This is a genomic window from Pseudomonas sp. QC2 (assembly GCF_002859085.1).
In the GTDB taxonomy this organism is placed as follows: Bacteria; Pseudomonadota; Gammaproteobacteria; order Pseudomonadales; family Pseudomonadaceae; genus Aquipseudomonas; species Aquipseudomonas petroselini.
In genome coordinates this window covers 69,643-84,454 of record NZ_PKKS01000027.1, presented here as the reverse complement: position 1 = coordinate 84,454, position 14,812 = coordinate 69,643, and the positions used below count along the sequence as shown (strand labels likewise).

General features: G+C 59.8%; 10 protein-coding genes. 2 read left to right on the top strand and 8 right to left on the bottom strand.

Going from position 1 to position 14,812, the window contains the following annotated elements; all coding sequences use genetic code 11:
* Positions 1 to 252: 252 nt before the first annotated feature.
* The 5 genes from asd to leuC all read right to left on the bottom strand — a co-directional run bounded on the left by asd (position 253) and on the right by leuC (position 5,550).
* The gene (asd, locus tag QCBJ_RS29195; protein ID WP_015884973.1) at positions 253 to 1,365 is read right to left on the bottom strand and encodes an aspartate-semialdehyde dehydrogenase; all 1,113 of its coding nucleotides are present in this window, start codon (positions 1,363 to 1,365) and stop codon (positions 253 to 255) included.
* Positions 1,366 to 1,429: 64 nt separating this feature from the next.
* Positions 1,430 to 2,512 carry a 3-isopropylmalate dehydrogenase gene (gene leuB / locus QCBJ_RS29190; protein WP_049712330.1) on the bottom strand — a complete coding sequence of 361 codons (1,083 nt, stop codon included), beginning with the start codon at positions 2,510 to 2,512 and terminating at the stop codon, positions 1,430 to 1,432.
* 53 nt (positions 2,513 to 2,565) lie between these two features.
* Positions 2,566 to 3,330, bottom strand: a complete 765-nt coding sequence (locus QCBJ_RS29185) for a class I SAM-dependent methyltransferase (RefSeq protein ID WP_102062130.1) — start codon at positions 3,328 to 3,330, stop codon at positions 2,566 to 2,568.
* Positions 3,331 to 3,476: 146 nt separating this feature from the next.
* Positions 3,477 to 4,121 carry a 3-isopropylmalate dehydratase small subunit gene (leuD, locus tag QCBJ_RS29180; RefSeq protein WP_015884976.1) on the bottom strand — a complete coding sequence of 215 codons (645 nt, stop codon included), beginning with the start codon at positions 4,119 to 4,121 and terminating at the stop codon, positions 3,477 to 3,479.
* A gap of 10 nt (positions 4,122 to 4,131) precedes the next feature.
* Positions 4,132 to 5,550, bottom strand: a complete 1,419-nt coding sequence (gene leuC / locus QCBJ_RS29175) for a 3-isopropylmalate dehydratase large subunit (protein ID WP_015884977.1) — start codon at positions 5,548 to 5,550, stop codon at positions 4,132 to 4,134.
* 140 nt (positions 5,551 to 5,690) lie between these two features.
* On the opposite strand from leuC, the gene QCBJ_RS29170 reads away from it, so the two are divergent.
* Both QCBJ_RS29170 and QCBJ_RS29165 read left to right on the top strand, forming a co-directional pair.
* A complete protein-coding gene (locus QCBJ_RS29170; RefSeq protein ID WP_015884978.1) occupies positions 5,691 to 6,581 on the top strand; it encodes a LysR family transcriptional regulator in 891 nt (296 codons plus the stop codon).
* Positions 6,582 to 6,646: 65 nt separating this feature from the next.
* Positions 6,647 to 9,943 carry an EAL domain-containing protein gene (locus QCBJ_RS29165; protein ID WP_046035316.1) on the top strand — a complete coding sequence of 1,099 codons (3,297 nt, stop codon included), beginning with the start codon at positions 6,647 to 6,649 and terminating at the stop codon, positions 9,941 to 9,943.
* Here the strand turns inward: QCBJ_RS29165 and QCBJ_RS29160 are convergent.
* The 3 genes from QCBJ_RS29160 to QCBJ_RS29150 form a co-directional block, all read right to left on the bottom strand.
* Entirely contained in the window at positions 9,940 to 11,874 is a 1,935-nt protein-coding gene (locus tag QCBJ_RS29160; RefSeq protein ID WP_102062129.1) for a hypothetical protein, read from the bottom strand. The two genes, QCBJ_RS29165 and QCBJ_RS29160, sit on opposite strands and share 4 nt — an antisense overlap.
* 69 nt (positions 11,875 to 11,943) lie before the next feature.
* Positions 11,944 to 12,705, bottom strand: coding sequence for a hypothetical protein (locus QCBJ_RS29155; RefSeq protein WP_318185836.1), 762 nt, complete (start codon positions 12,703 to 12,705; stop codon positions 11,944 to 11,946).
* Positions 12,706 to 12,974: 269 nt separating this feature from the next.
* Positions 12,975 to 14,378, bottom strand: a complete 1,404-nt coding sequence (locus QCBJ_RS29150; RefSeq protein ID WP_102062127.1) for a hypothetical protein — start codon at positions 14,376 to 14,378, stop codon at positions 12,975 to 12,977.
* Positions 14,379 to 14,812 lie beyond the last annotated feature (434 nt).

The window sequence follows — 14,812 nt, the reverse complement described above, 5'->3', positions numbered from 1 at the left end:
CTATGTCTCGCGCTACAACATCAGCAGGCCTCACAGCTATAACGACTACAGGTCGCCGGTCGTGAAGGAAAGGTTGGCGGCGTGAACCGTAATCGGTGTCCAAGATTACTTGACCAGTTCAAGCCCCCTCCCACATTTGGGCGCGTTCGCCAATCAAGGGTGGGAAGGGGCTTGCCCCCGATAAGGCCCGACCAAACAACAAAAAACCCGCGCCTGTCACCAGTCGCGGGTTTCTCTCATTGCCTCAAACTATCAACGTTCCAGCAGAATCCGCAGCATGCGGCGCAGCGGTTCGGCCGCGCCCCACAGCAGCTGGTCGCCTACGGTGAACGCGCCCAGGAACTGGCTGCCCATGTTCAGCTTGCGCAGACGGCCTACCGGTACATTCAAGGTGCCGGTGACCTTGGTCGGGCTCAGCTCCTGCATGCTGATGTCGCGGTTGTTCGGCACCAGCTTGACCCAGGGGTTGTGCTGGCTGATCAACGCTTCGATATCGGCGATCGGCACGTCTTTGTTCAGCTTGATGGTCAGCGCCTGGCTGTGGCAGCGCATCGCGCCGATACGCACGCAGATGCCGTCCACCGGGATCGGGCTCTTGAAGCGGCCGAGGATCTTGTTGGTCTCGGCCTGGGCCTTCCACTCTTCGCGGCTCTGGCCGTTCGGCAGCTCTTTGTCGATCCAGGGGATCAGGCTGCCGGCCAATGGCACGCCGAAGTTCTCGGTCGGGTACGCCTCGCTGCGCATGGCTTCAGCCACACGGCGGTCGATGTCGAGGATCGCGCTGGCCGGGTCGGCCAGTTGATCGGCGACGGCAGCGTGGGTCGCGCCCATTTGCTTGATCAGTTCGCGCATGTTCTGCGCGCCGGCCCCGGAGGCCGCCTGATAAGTCATGGCGCTCATCCACTCGACCAGGCCGGCTTCGAACAGGCCACCCAGGCCCATCAGCATCAGGCTGACGGTGCAGTTGCCGCCGACGTAGTTCTTGGTGCCGGCGTCCAGTTGCTGGTCGATGACCTTGCGGTTCACCGGGTCAAGGATGATCACCGCATCGTCCTGCATGCGCAGGCTGGAGGCGGCGTCGATCCAGTAACCCTGCCAGCCGGCTTCGCGCAGCTTGGGGAAGACTTCGCTGGTGTAGTCGCCACCCTGACAGGTCAGAATCACGTCGAGGGTTTTCAGCTCTTCAATGTTGTAGGCGTCCTTGAGCGGAGCAATATCCTTGCCCACGGACGGCCCTTGGCCACCCACGTTCGAAGTGGTGAAAAACACCGGCTCAATAAGATCGAAATCCTGCTCTTCCAGCATCCGCTGCATGAGCACGGAACCGACCATACCGCGCCAACCGATCAGACCTACACGTTTCATCGCAACTACACCTTGTTAAAAAGTGGGCCGCCTTGCAGCAACAACTGCAAGTGGGCCCGAGAGATTACAGATTCCGCAGCGCGGCGACTACTGCGTCGCCCATTTCTTGCGTACCGACCTTGGTGCAACCCTGCGACCAGATGTCGCCGGTGCGCAGGCCCTGATCGAGCACCAGGCTCACGGCCTTCTCGATGGCATCCGCCGCGTCGCTCAGGTTGAAGCTGTAACGCAGCATCATGGAGACCGACAAAATGGTCGCCAACGGGTTGGCAATGCCCTGGCCTGCGATGTCCGGCGCCGAACCGTGGCAAGGCTCGTACATGCCCTTGTTGTGGGTGTCCAGGGACGCCGACGGCAGCATGCCGATGGAACCGGTGAGCATCGACGCCTGGTCGGACAGGATGTCGCCGAACAGGTTGTCGGTGACGATCACGTCGAACTGCTTGGGTGCACGCACCAGTTGCATGGCGGCGTTGTCGACGTACATGTGGCTCAGTTCGACGTCCGGGTAGTCCTTGGCCACTTCTTCGACGATTTCGCGCCACAGTTGGCTGGAGGCCAGCACGTTGGCCTTGTCCACCGAGCAGACCTTCTTGCCACGCACGCGGGCCATGTCGAAACCGACACGGGCGATACGGCGGATTTCGCTCTCGCTGTACGGCAGGGTGTCGTAGGCCTGGCGCTCACCATTTTCCAACTCACGCACACCGCGTGGCGAGCCAAAGTAGATACCGCCGGTCAGCTCGCGCACGATCAGGATATCCAGGCCCGCGACCACTTCCGGCTTGAGGCTTGAGGCGTCCGCCAGTTGCGGATAGAGGATGGCCGGGCGCAGGTTGCCGAACAGGCCCAGTTGCGCGCGGATTTTCAGCAGGCCGCGCTCAGGGCGGATGTCACGTTCGATCTTGTCCCATTTCGGGCCGCCCACGGCGCCGAGCAGCACGGCGTCGGCCGCGCGTGCACGGTCCAGGGTCTCGTCGGCCAGCGGTACGCCGTGCTTGTCGATGGCAGCGCCGCCGATCACGTCGTGGCTCAGCTCGAAGCCCAGGCTGTACTTGCTGTTGGCGAGCTCCAGGACCTTGACCGCTTCGGCCATGATTTCCGGACCAATGCCGTCGCCAGGGAGAATCAGAATCTGCTTGCTCATGCGTTCCTCATTTCATCAAGCGACCCGCCCGTGGGCAGGTCGGGAAAAATCAATCAGCGTTCGGCAAAGACCACCAGCACGTCGGTGCTGAAGGTGCCGTCGGCTTGAATTTCGTAGTAATCGCGCACTTCCTGGCCCATCGCCTGTTGCAGCTCAAGGATCGCGGCACGCAACACCTCTGGCGTGCGCATGCGCTCGACCCAGGAGGTGTATTCCAGGCGCAAACGCTGGCGGCTACTGTTGCGCACGTGCAGACCGGTTTCGCTGAGCTGCTGCATCCACTCGGCGGCGGAGTAATCGCGCACGTGGCTGGTGTCGCGCAGCACTTCGGCGGTTTGCAGGTAAGTGTCCAACAGCGGGCTGCCCGGTGACAAGACGTCGACGAACGCCACCACGCCGCCCGGCTTGAGCACGCGGCGCACTTCGCGCAGGGCCAGGCGGAGGTCGCTCCAGTGGTGGGCCGAATAACGGCTGAACACGAAGTCGAACTCACCGTCGGCGAACGGCAGGCGTTCGGCGGCGCCCTGTACGGTGCGGATGTTCTCAAAGCCGCGGTCTACCGCAGCGGTGGCGACGACGTCGAGCATCTGCTGGGAGAGGTCATAGGCCACGACCTCTTTAACCAGCGGCGCCATATTGAAACTCACATGACCGGCACCGCAACCCAGGTCCAGCAGTCGCGCAGCGCCCTGCCCGACCAGTTCGGCCTGTAACAGCGCGAATTCGGTGCCTTGGGCGTGTACGGCACTGCTCAGGTAGGCCGAGGCTTGCTCGCCGAATTGTTTTTGCACGACTTGGGTGTGGGCGGTGGCGGTCATGGTGGTTTTCCTTGGGTTTTGGGGTGGTTGTACGGGCGCTATCGCAGGCAAGCCAGCTCCCACATTGATCGGTGTTCTCCTGAACAACTCGGTCAACTGTGGGAGTCGGGCTTGCCCGCGATGGGGCCAGCACGACCTACCTCATATCAGGCATCACGAAACAACCAAGGCTGGCTCGCCCGGTGCTTGGCTTCAAACGCGGCAATCGCATCGCCGTCCTGCAAGGTCAGGCCGATATCGTCCAGGCCGTTGATCAGGCAGTGCTTACGGAACGCATCCACTTCAAAGTGATACACCTTGCCGTCCGGACGCGTCACGGTTTGCGCGGCCAGGTCGACGGTCAACTGGTAGCCCTCTTCGGCTTCCACCTGCTTGAACAGCTCGTCGACTTCGGCATCGCTCAAGATGATCGGCAACAGGCCGTTCTTGAAGCTGTTGTTGAAGAAGATGTCCGCGTAGCTCGGCGCGATGATGCTGCGAAAGCCATATTCTTCCAGCGCCCACGGCGCGTGCTCACGGCTGGAGCCGCAGCCGAAGTTTTCCCGCGCCAGCAGCACGCTGGCGCCCTGGTAACGCTCGGCGTTGAGCACGAAGTCCTTGTTCAACGGGCGCTTGGAGTTGTCCTGGTAGGCGTAGCCCACGTCCAGGTAGCGCCACTCGTCGAACAGGTTCGGGCCGAAACCGGTGCGCTTGATCGACTTCAAGAACTGCTTGGGGATGATCTGGTCGGTGTCGACGTTGGCACGGTCCAAAGGGGCGACAAGGCCAGTGTGTTGAGTAAAAGCACGCATCGGGTATTCCTCAGATCAATTCGCGAACGTCGATGAAACGACCGTTGACGGCAGCGGCAGCGGCCATGGCCGGGCTGACCAGGTGGGTACGCCCGCCGGCGCCCTGACGCCCTTCGAAGTTACGGTTGGAGGTGGACGCGCAATGCTCGCCCGACTCCAGGCGGTCGGGGTTCATCGCCAGGCACATCGAGCAGCCCGGCTCACGCCATTCAAAACCGGCTTCGAGGAAGATCTTGTCGAGGCCTTCAGCTTCTGCCTGGGCTTTCACCAGGCCTGAACCCGGCACCACGATCGCCTGCTTGATGGTCGAGGCGACTTTGCGGCCCTTGGCGATCACCGCCGCGGCGCGCAGGTCTTCGATCCGCGAGTTGGTGCAGGAACCGATGAATACGCGATCCAACTGAATGTCAGTAATCGCCTGGTTGGCTTTCAACCCCATGTACTTCAACGCGCGCTCGATGGAGCCCCGCTTGACCAGGTCAGCCTCTTTAGCCGGATCCGGCACGTTCTGGTCAACCGCCAGAACCATTTCCGGCGAAGTGCCCCAGCTGACTTGCGGCTTGATCTGGGCCGCGTCCAGCTCGACCACCGTGTCGAACACCGCATCGGCGTCGGACACCAAGTCTTTCCAGGCTTCGACCGCTGCATCCCAATCCGCGCCTGCAGGTGCGAATGGACGCCCCTTGACGTAGTCGACGGTCTTTTCATCCGCCGCCACCATGCCCACACGGGCACCGGCTTCGATGGACATGTTGCAGATGGTCATGCGGCCTTCGATCGACAAGTCGCGAATCGCACTGCCGGCAAACTCGATGGCATGGCCGTTACCGCCGGCGGTGCCGATCTTGCCGATCACCGCGAGCACGATGTCCTTGGCGGTCACGCCGAACGGCAACGTGCCTTCGACCTTCACCAACATATTCTTCATCTTTTTGGCGACCAGGCACTGGGTGGCGAACACATGTTCCACCTCGGAAGTGCCGATGCCGTGGGCCAAGGCGCCGAACGCACCGTGGGTGGAGGTGTGGGAATCGCCGCAGACCACGGTCATGCCCGGCAAGGTGGCGCCCTGCTCCGGGCCGATCACGTGCACGATGCCTTGACGCACGTCATTCATCTTGAATTCGGTGATGCCATATTCGTCACAGTAGTCGTCGAGGGTCTGCACCTGCAAACGCGACACTTGGTCGGCAATGGCTTCGATACCGCCCTTGCGCTCAGGGGTGGTGGGTACGTTGTGGTCCGGGGTGGCGATGATGGAATCGACGCGCCAAGGCTTGCGCCCGGCCAGCCGCAGGCCTTCGAACGCTTGGGGCGAGGTCACTTCATGGATGATGTGACGGTCGATATAGATCAGCGACGAGCCATCGTCGCGCCGTTTCACTTCATGGGAATCCCAAAGCTTGTCGTAAAGCGTTTTGCCGGCCATCAGTCGGTCCTCATCAGCGGTGTTTCTCTATGCCGGGCTTTTCAATAACCCTTTGGCTTGTGAGGCTGATGGTATGGCGCTACATTAAATAACTCAAATTCATATTTTTTATGCTTTGGATTACCAACTGGAATACCACCATGGACTTGGCCAACCTCAATGCCTTTATTGCCATCGCCGAGACCGGCAGTTTCTCCGGCGCCGGTGAACGCCTGCACCTGACCCAGCCGGCCATCAGCAAACGCATCGCCGGCCTGGAGCAACAATTAAAGGTGCGCTTGTTCGACCGCCTGGGCCGTGAAGTCGGCTTGACCGAAGCCGGACGAGCCCTGCTGCCACGCGCCTATCAGATCCTCAACGTGCTGGACGACACACGTCGCGCCCTGACCAACCTCACCGGTGAAGTCAGCGGGCGCCTCACGCTGGCCACCAGTCACCACATTGGCCTGCACCGCTTGCCGCCGGTGCTGCGGACCTTTACCCGGGAATACCCGAATGTGGCGCTGGATATTCAGTTCCTCGATTCAGAAGTGGCCTACGAAGAAATCCTCCATGGTCGCGCCGAAGTGGCGGTGATCACCCTGGCGCCCGAGCCCCACCACCTCGTGCGTGCCACACCCGTGTGGGACGATCCACTGGATTTCGTGGTGGCGCCGGAGCACAGCCTGATCAGCAATGGCCGTGTCAGCCTGGCCGATATTGCCGGCCACCCGGCGGTTTTCCCCGGTGGCAACACCTTTACCCACCATATTGTCAGCCGGCTGTTCGAGGCCCAGGGCCTCACGCCGAACATCGCGATGAGCACTAACTACCTGGAAACTATCAAGATGATGGTGTCCATCGGCCTGGCCTGGAGCGTATTGCCGCGTACCATGCTCGATGATCAGGTAGCAAGTATCGCTTTGCCGGGCATACAGCTCAGTCGCCAGCTAGGCTATATCGTGCACACCGAAAGGACGCTGTCGAACGCTGCGCGGGCTTTCATGAGCCTATTGGATGCACAGGTCGATCTGCCAGGGATACCGGCATGAAACCGTGCGGCCTCAGGGCCTGAATAAACCGCGCTATACGCCCATCGAGCCAAGGCCCTTTGATAATGCGCAACCCCGTCGATTCCGTGCCACCCCTGCCCCGCATTTACGCCCTTGACCCTCAAGAGGCGGAGCAAAGCTGGGACAGCGCCCCGCAACTGCTGGCAGCCCTTAATGCTGCCCGGCTGGGTGCGTGGTGCTGGGAAATCGACACCGGGCGCATCAGTTGGTCACGGGGCACCCAGGCGCTGTTCGGTTTCGACCCCCGCCAGCCGCTGCCCAAGGACCTGGATTACCTGGACCTGCTGGCCCCGCAGGATCGCGGCCGGGTGATACGGGCTTTTCACGCGGTGCTGGCTGGGGAGCCGTTCGAACAGGCCATGCACCACCACATTCAATGGCCGGATGGCACCCATCACTGGCTGGAAATCAACGGCAGCCTGGCGCCGGACAAGGCCGGGCGGCGCCGCATGATCGGGGTGATCCGCGAGACTACGCGCCAGCGTGAACGCGAGCACGCCCTCAGCCACTCCGAAAAACGCTTCGCCACGCTGTTCCACCTGTGCCCCAACATGGTCCTGCTGACCCGCCAGGCCGACGGGCTGATCAGCGAAGCCAACCAGTATTTCGAAATGCTCTTCGGCTGGCCGGTGGCCGACGCTATCGGGCGCACCACCCTGGACCTGGGCCTATGGCGCCACCCCGAGCAACGCGCGCAGTTGGTCAAGGCCACACAGCGCAAGGGCGAGCCCATCACCATGGAGGTGCAGTTTTGCGCCAGTAATGGCCAGATCCACGATGGCACCCTCAGCGCGCAAAAGGTCGAACTGGAAGGCGAGGCCTATTTGCTCAGCACCTTCCTCGACACCACCGAGCGCAAAAACGCCGAACAGGCGCTCAAGGACAGCCAGGAGCGCCTTGACCTGGCCCTGGACTCGGCGCAACTGGGCACCTGGGACTGGCACATCCCTACCGGCATGCTCTACGGCTCGGCGCGCGCCGCTCAGTTACACGGCCTGCCGCCGGAACCGTTCCACGAATCCTTCGATGCTTTTTTCGAAGGCATGCCCGGTGAAGAGCGCGAAAACATGCGCAACGCTTACCGAACCCTGCGCGAGGGCCCGGCCGGCAACTATCAACTGACCTACCGGGTGCCCATGGAAGACGGCAGTTCACGTTACCTGGAAAGTCGCGCCCGCCTCTACCGCGACGCCCAAGGCGCGCCACTGCGTATGGCCGGGACCTTGCTGGACATCACCGACCAAGTGGAACGTGAACAACGCTTGACCGCCTCCGAAGAAAAATTCGCCAGCCTGTTCCAGGCCAGCCCCGACCCCATCTGCGTCACCTGCCTGGACGGCGGCGCGTTTATCGAGATCAACCCCGCCTTTACCCAGACCTTCGGCTGGACAGCGGCCGAGGTGATCGACAAAAGCGCCGAGCAGATTGGCCTGTGGGACGAGTCGAGCAAGCGCCTGGAGCGTATCGAACGGGTGATCCGCGAGCAGGCGCTGAACAATGTGGCGATCATGGTGCATCACAAAAACGGCCAAAGCCTGACCTGCGTGATTTCCAGTCGCCTGATCAAGGTCGGCGACCAGCGGTGCATTGTCACCACGCTGCGCGATATCACCCAGCAACAACGCTCGGAAGCGGCCCTCAAGGCCAGCGAAGAGAAGTTCGCCAAGGCCTTCCATTCCAGTCCCGACGCCATTTCTATCACCGAGCGCGATACCGGGCGTTATGTGGAGGTCAACGATGGTTTCTGTCGCCTGACCGGCTACCGTGCCGAGGAGGCCATCGGCCTGACCCTCTACCAGATCGGTATCTGGGCCGATGAAAACCAGCGCTCGGCGCTGTTGGCCGAGCTGCAGATCAAAGGCCGCATCCACCATCTGGAAATGCTTTGGCACAACAAGCGCGGCGAGTTGCTGGCAGTGGAAGTGTCGGTGGAGCCCATCACCCTGAATGAAACCCCGTGCCTGCTGCTGACCGCCCGCGACGTGAGCCTGCTGAAAAACGCCCAGGCGCAGATCCGCCACCTGGCCTACCACGACCCGCTGACCAACTTGCCCAACCGCGCCCTGTTGATGGACCGCCTCAGCCAGCAGATCGCCCTGCTCAAGCGCCATAACCTGCGCGGCGCGCTGCTGTTCCTCGACCTCGACCACTTCAAGCACATCAACGATTCCCTCGGCCATCCGGTGGGGGACACGGTGCTGAAGATCGTCACCGCACGCCTGGAAGCCAGCGTGCGCATGGAAGACACCGTGGCGCGCCTGGGGGGTGATGAATTTGTGGTGCTGCTCAGCGGCCTGGACGGTTCGCGCATGGAAGTCAGCGCCCAGGTACAGGAACTGGCCGACACCCTGCGCGAATTGCTCTCGGAGCCCATGTTCCTCGATGGCCACCGCCTGCAGGTCACGCCGAGTATTGGGGTGGCGCTGATTCCCGATCATGGCTCCACCCCCGCCGACTTGCTCAAGCGCGCCGACATCGCCCTGTACCGCGCCAAGGACTCAGGGCGCAACACCACGCAGATGTTCCACAACAGCATGCAAAAAACCGCCAGCGAACGCCTGCGCATGGAGACCGACCTGCGCCTGGCCCTGTCACGCGGCGAGTTCAGCGTGCACTACCAGCCGCAAGTGGACGCGCGCGGCAACAAGATCGTCGGCGCAGAGGCCCTGGTGCGCTGGCAGCATCCGCAACTGGGCGCGCAGTCGCCCGCCGAATTTATCAAGGTGCTGGAGGACAGCGGTCTGATCCTTGAAGTCGGCACCTGGATCCTTGATGAAGCCTGCGCGGCCTTTCAACAGCTGATCGCGGAGGGCTTGGTGGACCCGCTGAATTTCAGCCTGTGCGTGAATATCAGCCCACGGCAGTTTCGCCAGAACGATTTTGTCGAGCGGGTGGAGCGCAGTCTCAAGCAACACCAACTGCCATTCAGCCTGTTAAAGCTGGAAATTACCGAGGGCATCGTGATCCAGAACCTGGACGACACCATCAGCAAAATGCGCCGCCTGAAAAAGCTCGGCGTGAGCTTCGCGATGGATGACTTCGGCACCGGCTACTCATCGCTCACGTACCTCAAACGCTTGCCGGTGGACGCGCTGAAGATCGACCAATCCTTCGTGCGTGACGCCACCCATGACCCTAACGACGCCGAAATCATCCGTGCCATCGTGGCCATGGCCCGCAGCTTGAACCTGGAGGTGATTGCCGAAGGTGTGGAAACCCAGGAGCAATTGGCATTTCTGCAAGGCCTGGGTTGCCATCTGTACCAAGGGTATTTGCACAGCCGGCCACTGCCTATGCTCGGATTCAGGGAGCGCTTGATCGCAGGTGACGGCCGGGCCTAGATCAGTTTGAGTGCAACGCCGCCCTTTTGCATCCATTCCGAGCCTTGCAAGTCGCGCTTGACGCCATATTCATCCAGGGCGCCCTCGACCACCACCACGGAGTGCCAGAAGTTCGCCAGGGTGCCTGGCACGCCTGACGCGAGTTCCTGCACACTGCTTGGCCGAGTAAAGGCGTACAAGCCAAGGCGGCGCAATGCATCGCCGGGCATCTCACCGTCGTTCAGCGTTTGCAGCGCAGCGCCAAAGCTGCCCCCGGCCTTGAACTCATGATTCTCACGTTGGGCGCGCTTGGCGCTCACCGCATAAAGGAACACAGCGTCGTCAACCAGGCCCTTATCCTCCCCCTTGAAGTTGGCGGCTGCTCGTGCCATTTCCAGCTCGGCATGGGTGAGCGTCACCGTGCAGGCGTCGCGCATGGTAATGGTGAAACCTTCCAATGTTTCAGTCACACGCTTGTAGATGCCCAGCGGGTTTTGCCCGTACTTCATCATCGCCGCCTTGATCGCCGACACCGTGACACAGTTGCCCTCCACGCCTTGATAGAACCCGGCCCAGATATCGGCAGGCGGAACACCTACAGGCGCCGCCGAGAACTGCGCAGGCCTACCCTTGTGGGGTTCGCCGGGTAAATCCGCAGCAAGTTGATAGCCGTAGTCCTTCACGACAGCCGCTTTCCCACCCTGACCATGCTTGATGCCCTCGACGACCAACTCGCCTGAAAAGTTGAACGTATTGGTGACGCCGACGCTGTGTGGTTCAAGCAACTTGCCGGGTGGTGCAACCCGCAAAAAACCGATCAGGCCCATGCCCCTTAAGACGTTGTAAGGCGTTTCTCCACGCAAAGTGCCCGATAACGCCGAATCAAACTGAACATTGCGTTCAATTTGCTTGCGCTTGGCAAACGCGGCCAGCATGAAATGGGCGTCCGTGATCATGTGCGCGTCCGGGCCGGTAAACCGTGAAGCTTCGCTGGCACGCTGCAGCTCTTGCCGGGATAACGTCAGTTCAAACCCATCCTTCATGGTGACGCTGTACCCGCTCTGCGTACCCTCGACTTTTTCAAACATGTCGGAGGGCGAACGACCGAACCTGAGCATCATCAGTTTGATGACGGCGGCATGGCTACTCAGGTCGAATACTTCACCAACATTTCGCGAGGACGTGGTGAAACCCTGCAACACCTCGGCGGCCTGGGGGCGGACATTCTTCGTGGGCGGGTCGGCTTCGGGCACGACGACCGGCGTGACAGGGGACGGGATGATGCGGGGCTTCGGCGCGCTATCGTTCACCAACGTGTACAGATAACTACGATCAGGTGAGCTCTCCCTGCCGAAGCGGTGCGCCTTGCCAGCGTGAATCAGGGACGACCCCGCATCATAGCTATCTACCACACCGTTACCCCCTTCGCCGACAACCGTCGCGGTGGGTACATATTGGAGATGACCGGACAACCCCATGCCTTTGAGCATGTTAAACGTCGTCTCCCCCTGCAAAGACTCGGTCAATACCGCCTCAAAACCTGCCAGGCCAGCGGCGTTGCCACTGCCGAGTTGTTTGCGTTTGATGAATACAGCCAGCGCCAAATAGGCACTGCTCAAGATATCGCTATCATTGCCGGCAAAACGCGACGCGGCGGCCGCCTGCTGCAACTCCTGCCGGGAAAGATGCAGCTGGATACCATCTTTCATGGTCACGTCATAACCATCACCGGTGCTGCGTACATCATTGAACATATCGGTAGGACGCGCGCCAAAGGTGAGCATCATCAGCTTGATGACTGCACTGTGTGAACTCGCGTTGAAATGCTCGCCAAAGCGACGCTCCGGCGCATCAAATGCAGTGAGGGGCGTAACTTGTTTTTCCAAGTGACTCGACAACAGCGGCGCCATCGACATTGAGCGAGCAGAAGAACCCGTTGCGAACGTACTCATATCATTAACTCTTAAATGAAATAGTCGGGCGAATCCGTGACCGATAATTCGGGCCGTCGAACGGTGTTATCAGATCAACGCAATAGCTTGTCCCTCTGTGGGCCGGCCACCTTTACGTCCGTAGATCTCCTCACTCCCGTTCACCACCGCAACCGAGTGCCGGCGCCTGTTGACCATCCCGATCAACGATTGGTCAGCGAACTCACGCACCGACACGCGCTTCATATGAGCTTTTAACCCCAGGCGTTTGAAACCTTCCCCCGGCCCGTGTTCATCCTCACCATTATTGAGCGTGGCGATGGCCGCATTAAAACTTCTATTCGCCCAGCCGTCGTTGTTCTCCATTTGCGCTCGCTTGGCAGAACACGCAAACAGGAAGTGCGCATCCTTTAGCATTCCAGGATCATTAAGTTGCACAAAGTTGGAACCACGAATAGCGCTATTCAACTCTGACTTCGTCAATTTCAACTCAAACCCATCGCGCATAACGACTTTAAAACCCTCTGCGACCGGCTCAACAGACGTGTAGATATCCTTTGGGCTTTGACCAAACTTCGCCATCGCCGCCTTGATGGCGGAAACGGTTACGCAATTACCATCCTTTCCTTGCCGAAAGCCATTCCAGATATTGTCGGGTTTTTCACCTTTACGCTTATTGGAAAGTTCGGGGATCGGCTCGCGTCGCTTATCGGTGGGTGTTGTATCAGGAGCCGGTAGCACACGGGGTTGTGGTAGAGGTACGTCATTGTGGGTCGAATCAGGTGGGGGTACATCTTTACGCAAAAGCCTCTGCAACTGGTTGAAGAACTGTGCGAACAGATCTACCAGCATCCCCATCAAGGCCGTAGGGTCTGCGTTGTTACTGAAACCTTGGGGCGTCACGTCTATACGGGGCGCCGGTGTCGCCTCATTTGCATTGGCCCGGTTAACGGAAGCCGATGCGCCGCGAGTACCAGGGTCAGGGACTCGGAAGGGCTCGATGGAAAGTCGTGCAGCAGGGTTATGGCTTATCGATGACATGCTTCAAATCTCTCTGAGTGCTCCCTGACCGCATGGGCCAGGGAGCGGACATTGATGCTCAACGCCTCAAGACAGCAGGCTCAGAAGCGTGGACGGAGGCTGGGCCTTGCAGCTCGATGGTTGTCGAAACGGTTGTGCGAAGCCTTGTTGAAACCGTCCACGTCATCCGGTGCGGGGCAGGTAATGTCCGGAGTGGGCGGAGTGTCGGGCTTCGGGTCCACGGTGGACGGGGTAACCGGAGACTGTGGCACCGGTCGCTTATCGACATTCGTCGTCACCAGCGGCTGTGGCGATGGTCGCTTATCGACATTCGTCGTCACCGGCGGCTGTGGCGCCGGTTGCTTATCGACATTCGTCGACACCGGCGGTTGTGGCGATGGTTGCTTATCGACATTCGTTGACACCGGCGGTTGTGGCGATGGTTGCTTATCGACATTCGTTGACACCGGCGGTTGTGGCGATGGTTGCTTATCGACATTCGTCGTCACCAGCGGCTGTGGCGCAACTTTTTCACCGGTATGCGGGCAGTGACAGCCCTGGACCTGCACGGTCAGGTTGATCTCCGAAGACTGTTTATTATTCTGTTCAACACGGGTGAGAGGCGTTAATTCCGGCTTGCTACTAGGCAAGAGCGTGAGTGGCACGCTCGTAGTCGTAGCCGCTTTGGAATCCTGGCCCGGCTTCGTGTTGGCCTTGGCATCCCCTTCAGTAACAAGCTTGGGTAGCACGCTGGTCTGCGTAGTCGCCTTGGAATCCTGTTCCGGCTTCGTTTTGGCCTTGGCATCCCCTTCAGTAACAAGCTTGGGTGGCACGCTCGTCTGCGTAGTCGCTTTGGAATCCTGCTCCGGCTTCGTGTTGGCCTTGGCATCTCCTTCAGTAACAAGCTTGGGTGGCACGCTCGTCTGCGTAGTCGCTTTGGAATCCTGCTCCGGCTTCGTGTTGGCCTTGGCATCTCCTTCAGTAACAAGCTTGGGTGGCACGCTGGTCTGCGTAGTCGCCTTGGAATCCTGTTCCGGCTTCGTTTTGGCCTTGGCATCCCCTTCAGTAACAAGCTTGGATGGCACGCTCGTATTCGTAGTCGCTTTGGCGTCAGGGCCCGGCTTGGTTTTGGTCTTGGCATCCGTTTCGGGAGTCCCTTTGTCCGATACGCCCGTGTCCGCAACAACCTTGGAATCGGCGCCAGGTTTCAGTGGGGGCTGGGCATCCAGTTCACCGGGCAACTTGGGCAGCACCCCCATGCCGGCGAGCATGCTACGCATCGCCTTCACTGCGAACTCAAACATGGCAAACAACTTTTCCAGGGACTCCTTATTCACGCTCACATTGTTTTCTTTTGGCGCAGGATGACTGTCTTTCAGAAACTTATTCGCGCTGTCCGTGGACGAGGTCAGCTCACGCGGATTATTCATGGGCACTGCTGATTGATTAAGTTGTGCGTAATCCGTGTTCATCGGCACGAACTGTTTGGTCGATACATTAGACATATTTTTATTCCTTAAGCTGTGCCATCCCCCGCACTGACAGAGGAGGCACACTGAGTGATTTAGAGTATGAAACAACCGTGAGCACTACAAACTCGCAAGATTCGTGGGGCGTAACGGAGATGAGTTCCGAAAAACCGCAGCTCATATAAGGAAACCAAATGACCGATGGAAACTTTTACCTATGGACATCCAGCGAGAAATCAAGGCTGAGCGTGGATCATTCGCCTCTTTAACACACACATCGGGTAACACCCCGGCAAAAAAGCAACTTAAAGAAAACATTCAACTTAATTAGCTCATCCAACGTATGTTAATTGACGCGCACGCAATGACTTGGGCAGCCGAGCGACAAAATCACGCATTAAAACTTAGTAGCAGTCGAGCCAGCCGCTCATGGTTACTTTCATATATCCCGCAACACCCCAACAACTGTC

Excerpts from the sequence above, each read along its gene's own strand:
- asd (WP_015884973.1), bottom strand. The coding sequence starts at position 1,365 with ATGAAACGTGTAGGTCTGATCGGTTGGCGCGGTATGGTCGGTTCCGTG.
- leuB (WP_049712330.1), bottom strand. The coding sequence starts at position 2,512 with ATGAGCAAGCAGATTCTGATTCTCCCTGGCGACGGCATTGGTCCGGAA.
- QCBJ_RS29185 (WP_102062130.1), bottom strand. The coding sequence starts at position 3,330 with ATGACCGCCACCGCCCACACCCAAGTCGTGCAAAAACAATTCGGCGAG.
- leuD (WP_015884976.1), bottom strand. The coding sequence starts at position 4,121 with ATGCGTGCTTTTACTCAACACACTGGCCTTGTCGCCCCTTTGGACCGT.
- leuC (WP_015884977.1), bottom strand. The coding sequence starts at position 5,550 with ATGGCCGGCAAAACGCTTTACGACAAGCTTTGGGATTCCCATGAAGTG.
- QCBJ_RS29170 (WP_015884978.1), top strand. The coding sequence starts at position 5,691 with ATGGACTTGGCCAACCTCAATGCCTTTATTGCCATCGCCGAGACCGGC.
- QCBJ_RS29165 (WP_046035316.1), top strand. The coding sequence starts at position 6,647 with ATGCGCAACCCCGTCGATTCCGTGCCACCCCTGCCCCGCATTTACGCC.
- QCBJ_RS29160 (WP_102062129.1), bottom strand. The coding sequence starts at position 11,874 with ATGAGTACGTTCGCAACGGGTTCTTCTGCTCGCTCAATGTCGATGGCG.
- QCBJ_RS29155 (WP_318185836.1), bottom strand. The coding sequence starts at position 12,705 with ATGCTGGTAGATCTGTTCGCACAGTTCTTCAACCAGTTGCAGAGGCTT.
- QCBJ_RS29150 (WP_102062127.1), bottom strand. The coding sequence starts at position 14,378 with ATGTCTAATGTATCGACCAAACAGTTCGTGCCGATGAACACGGATTAC.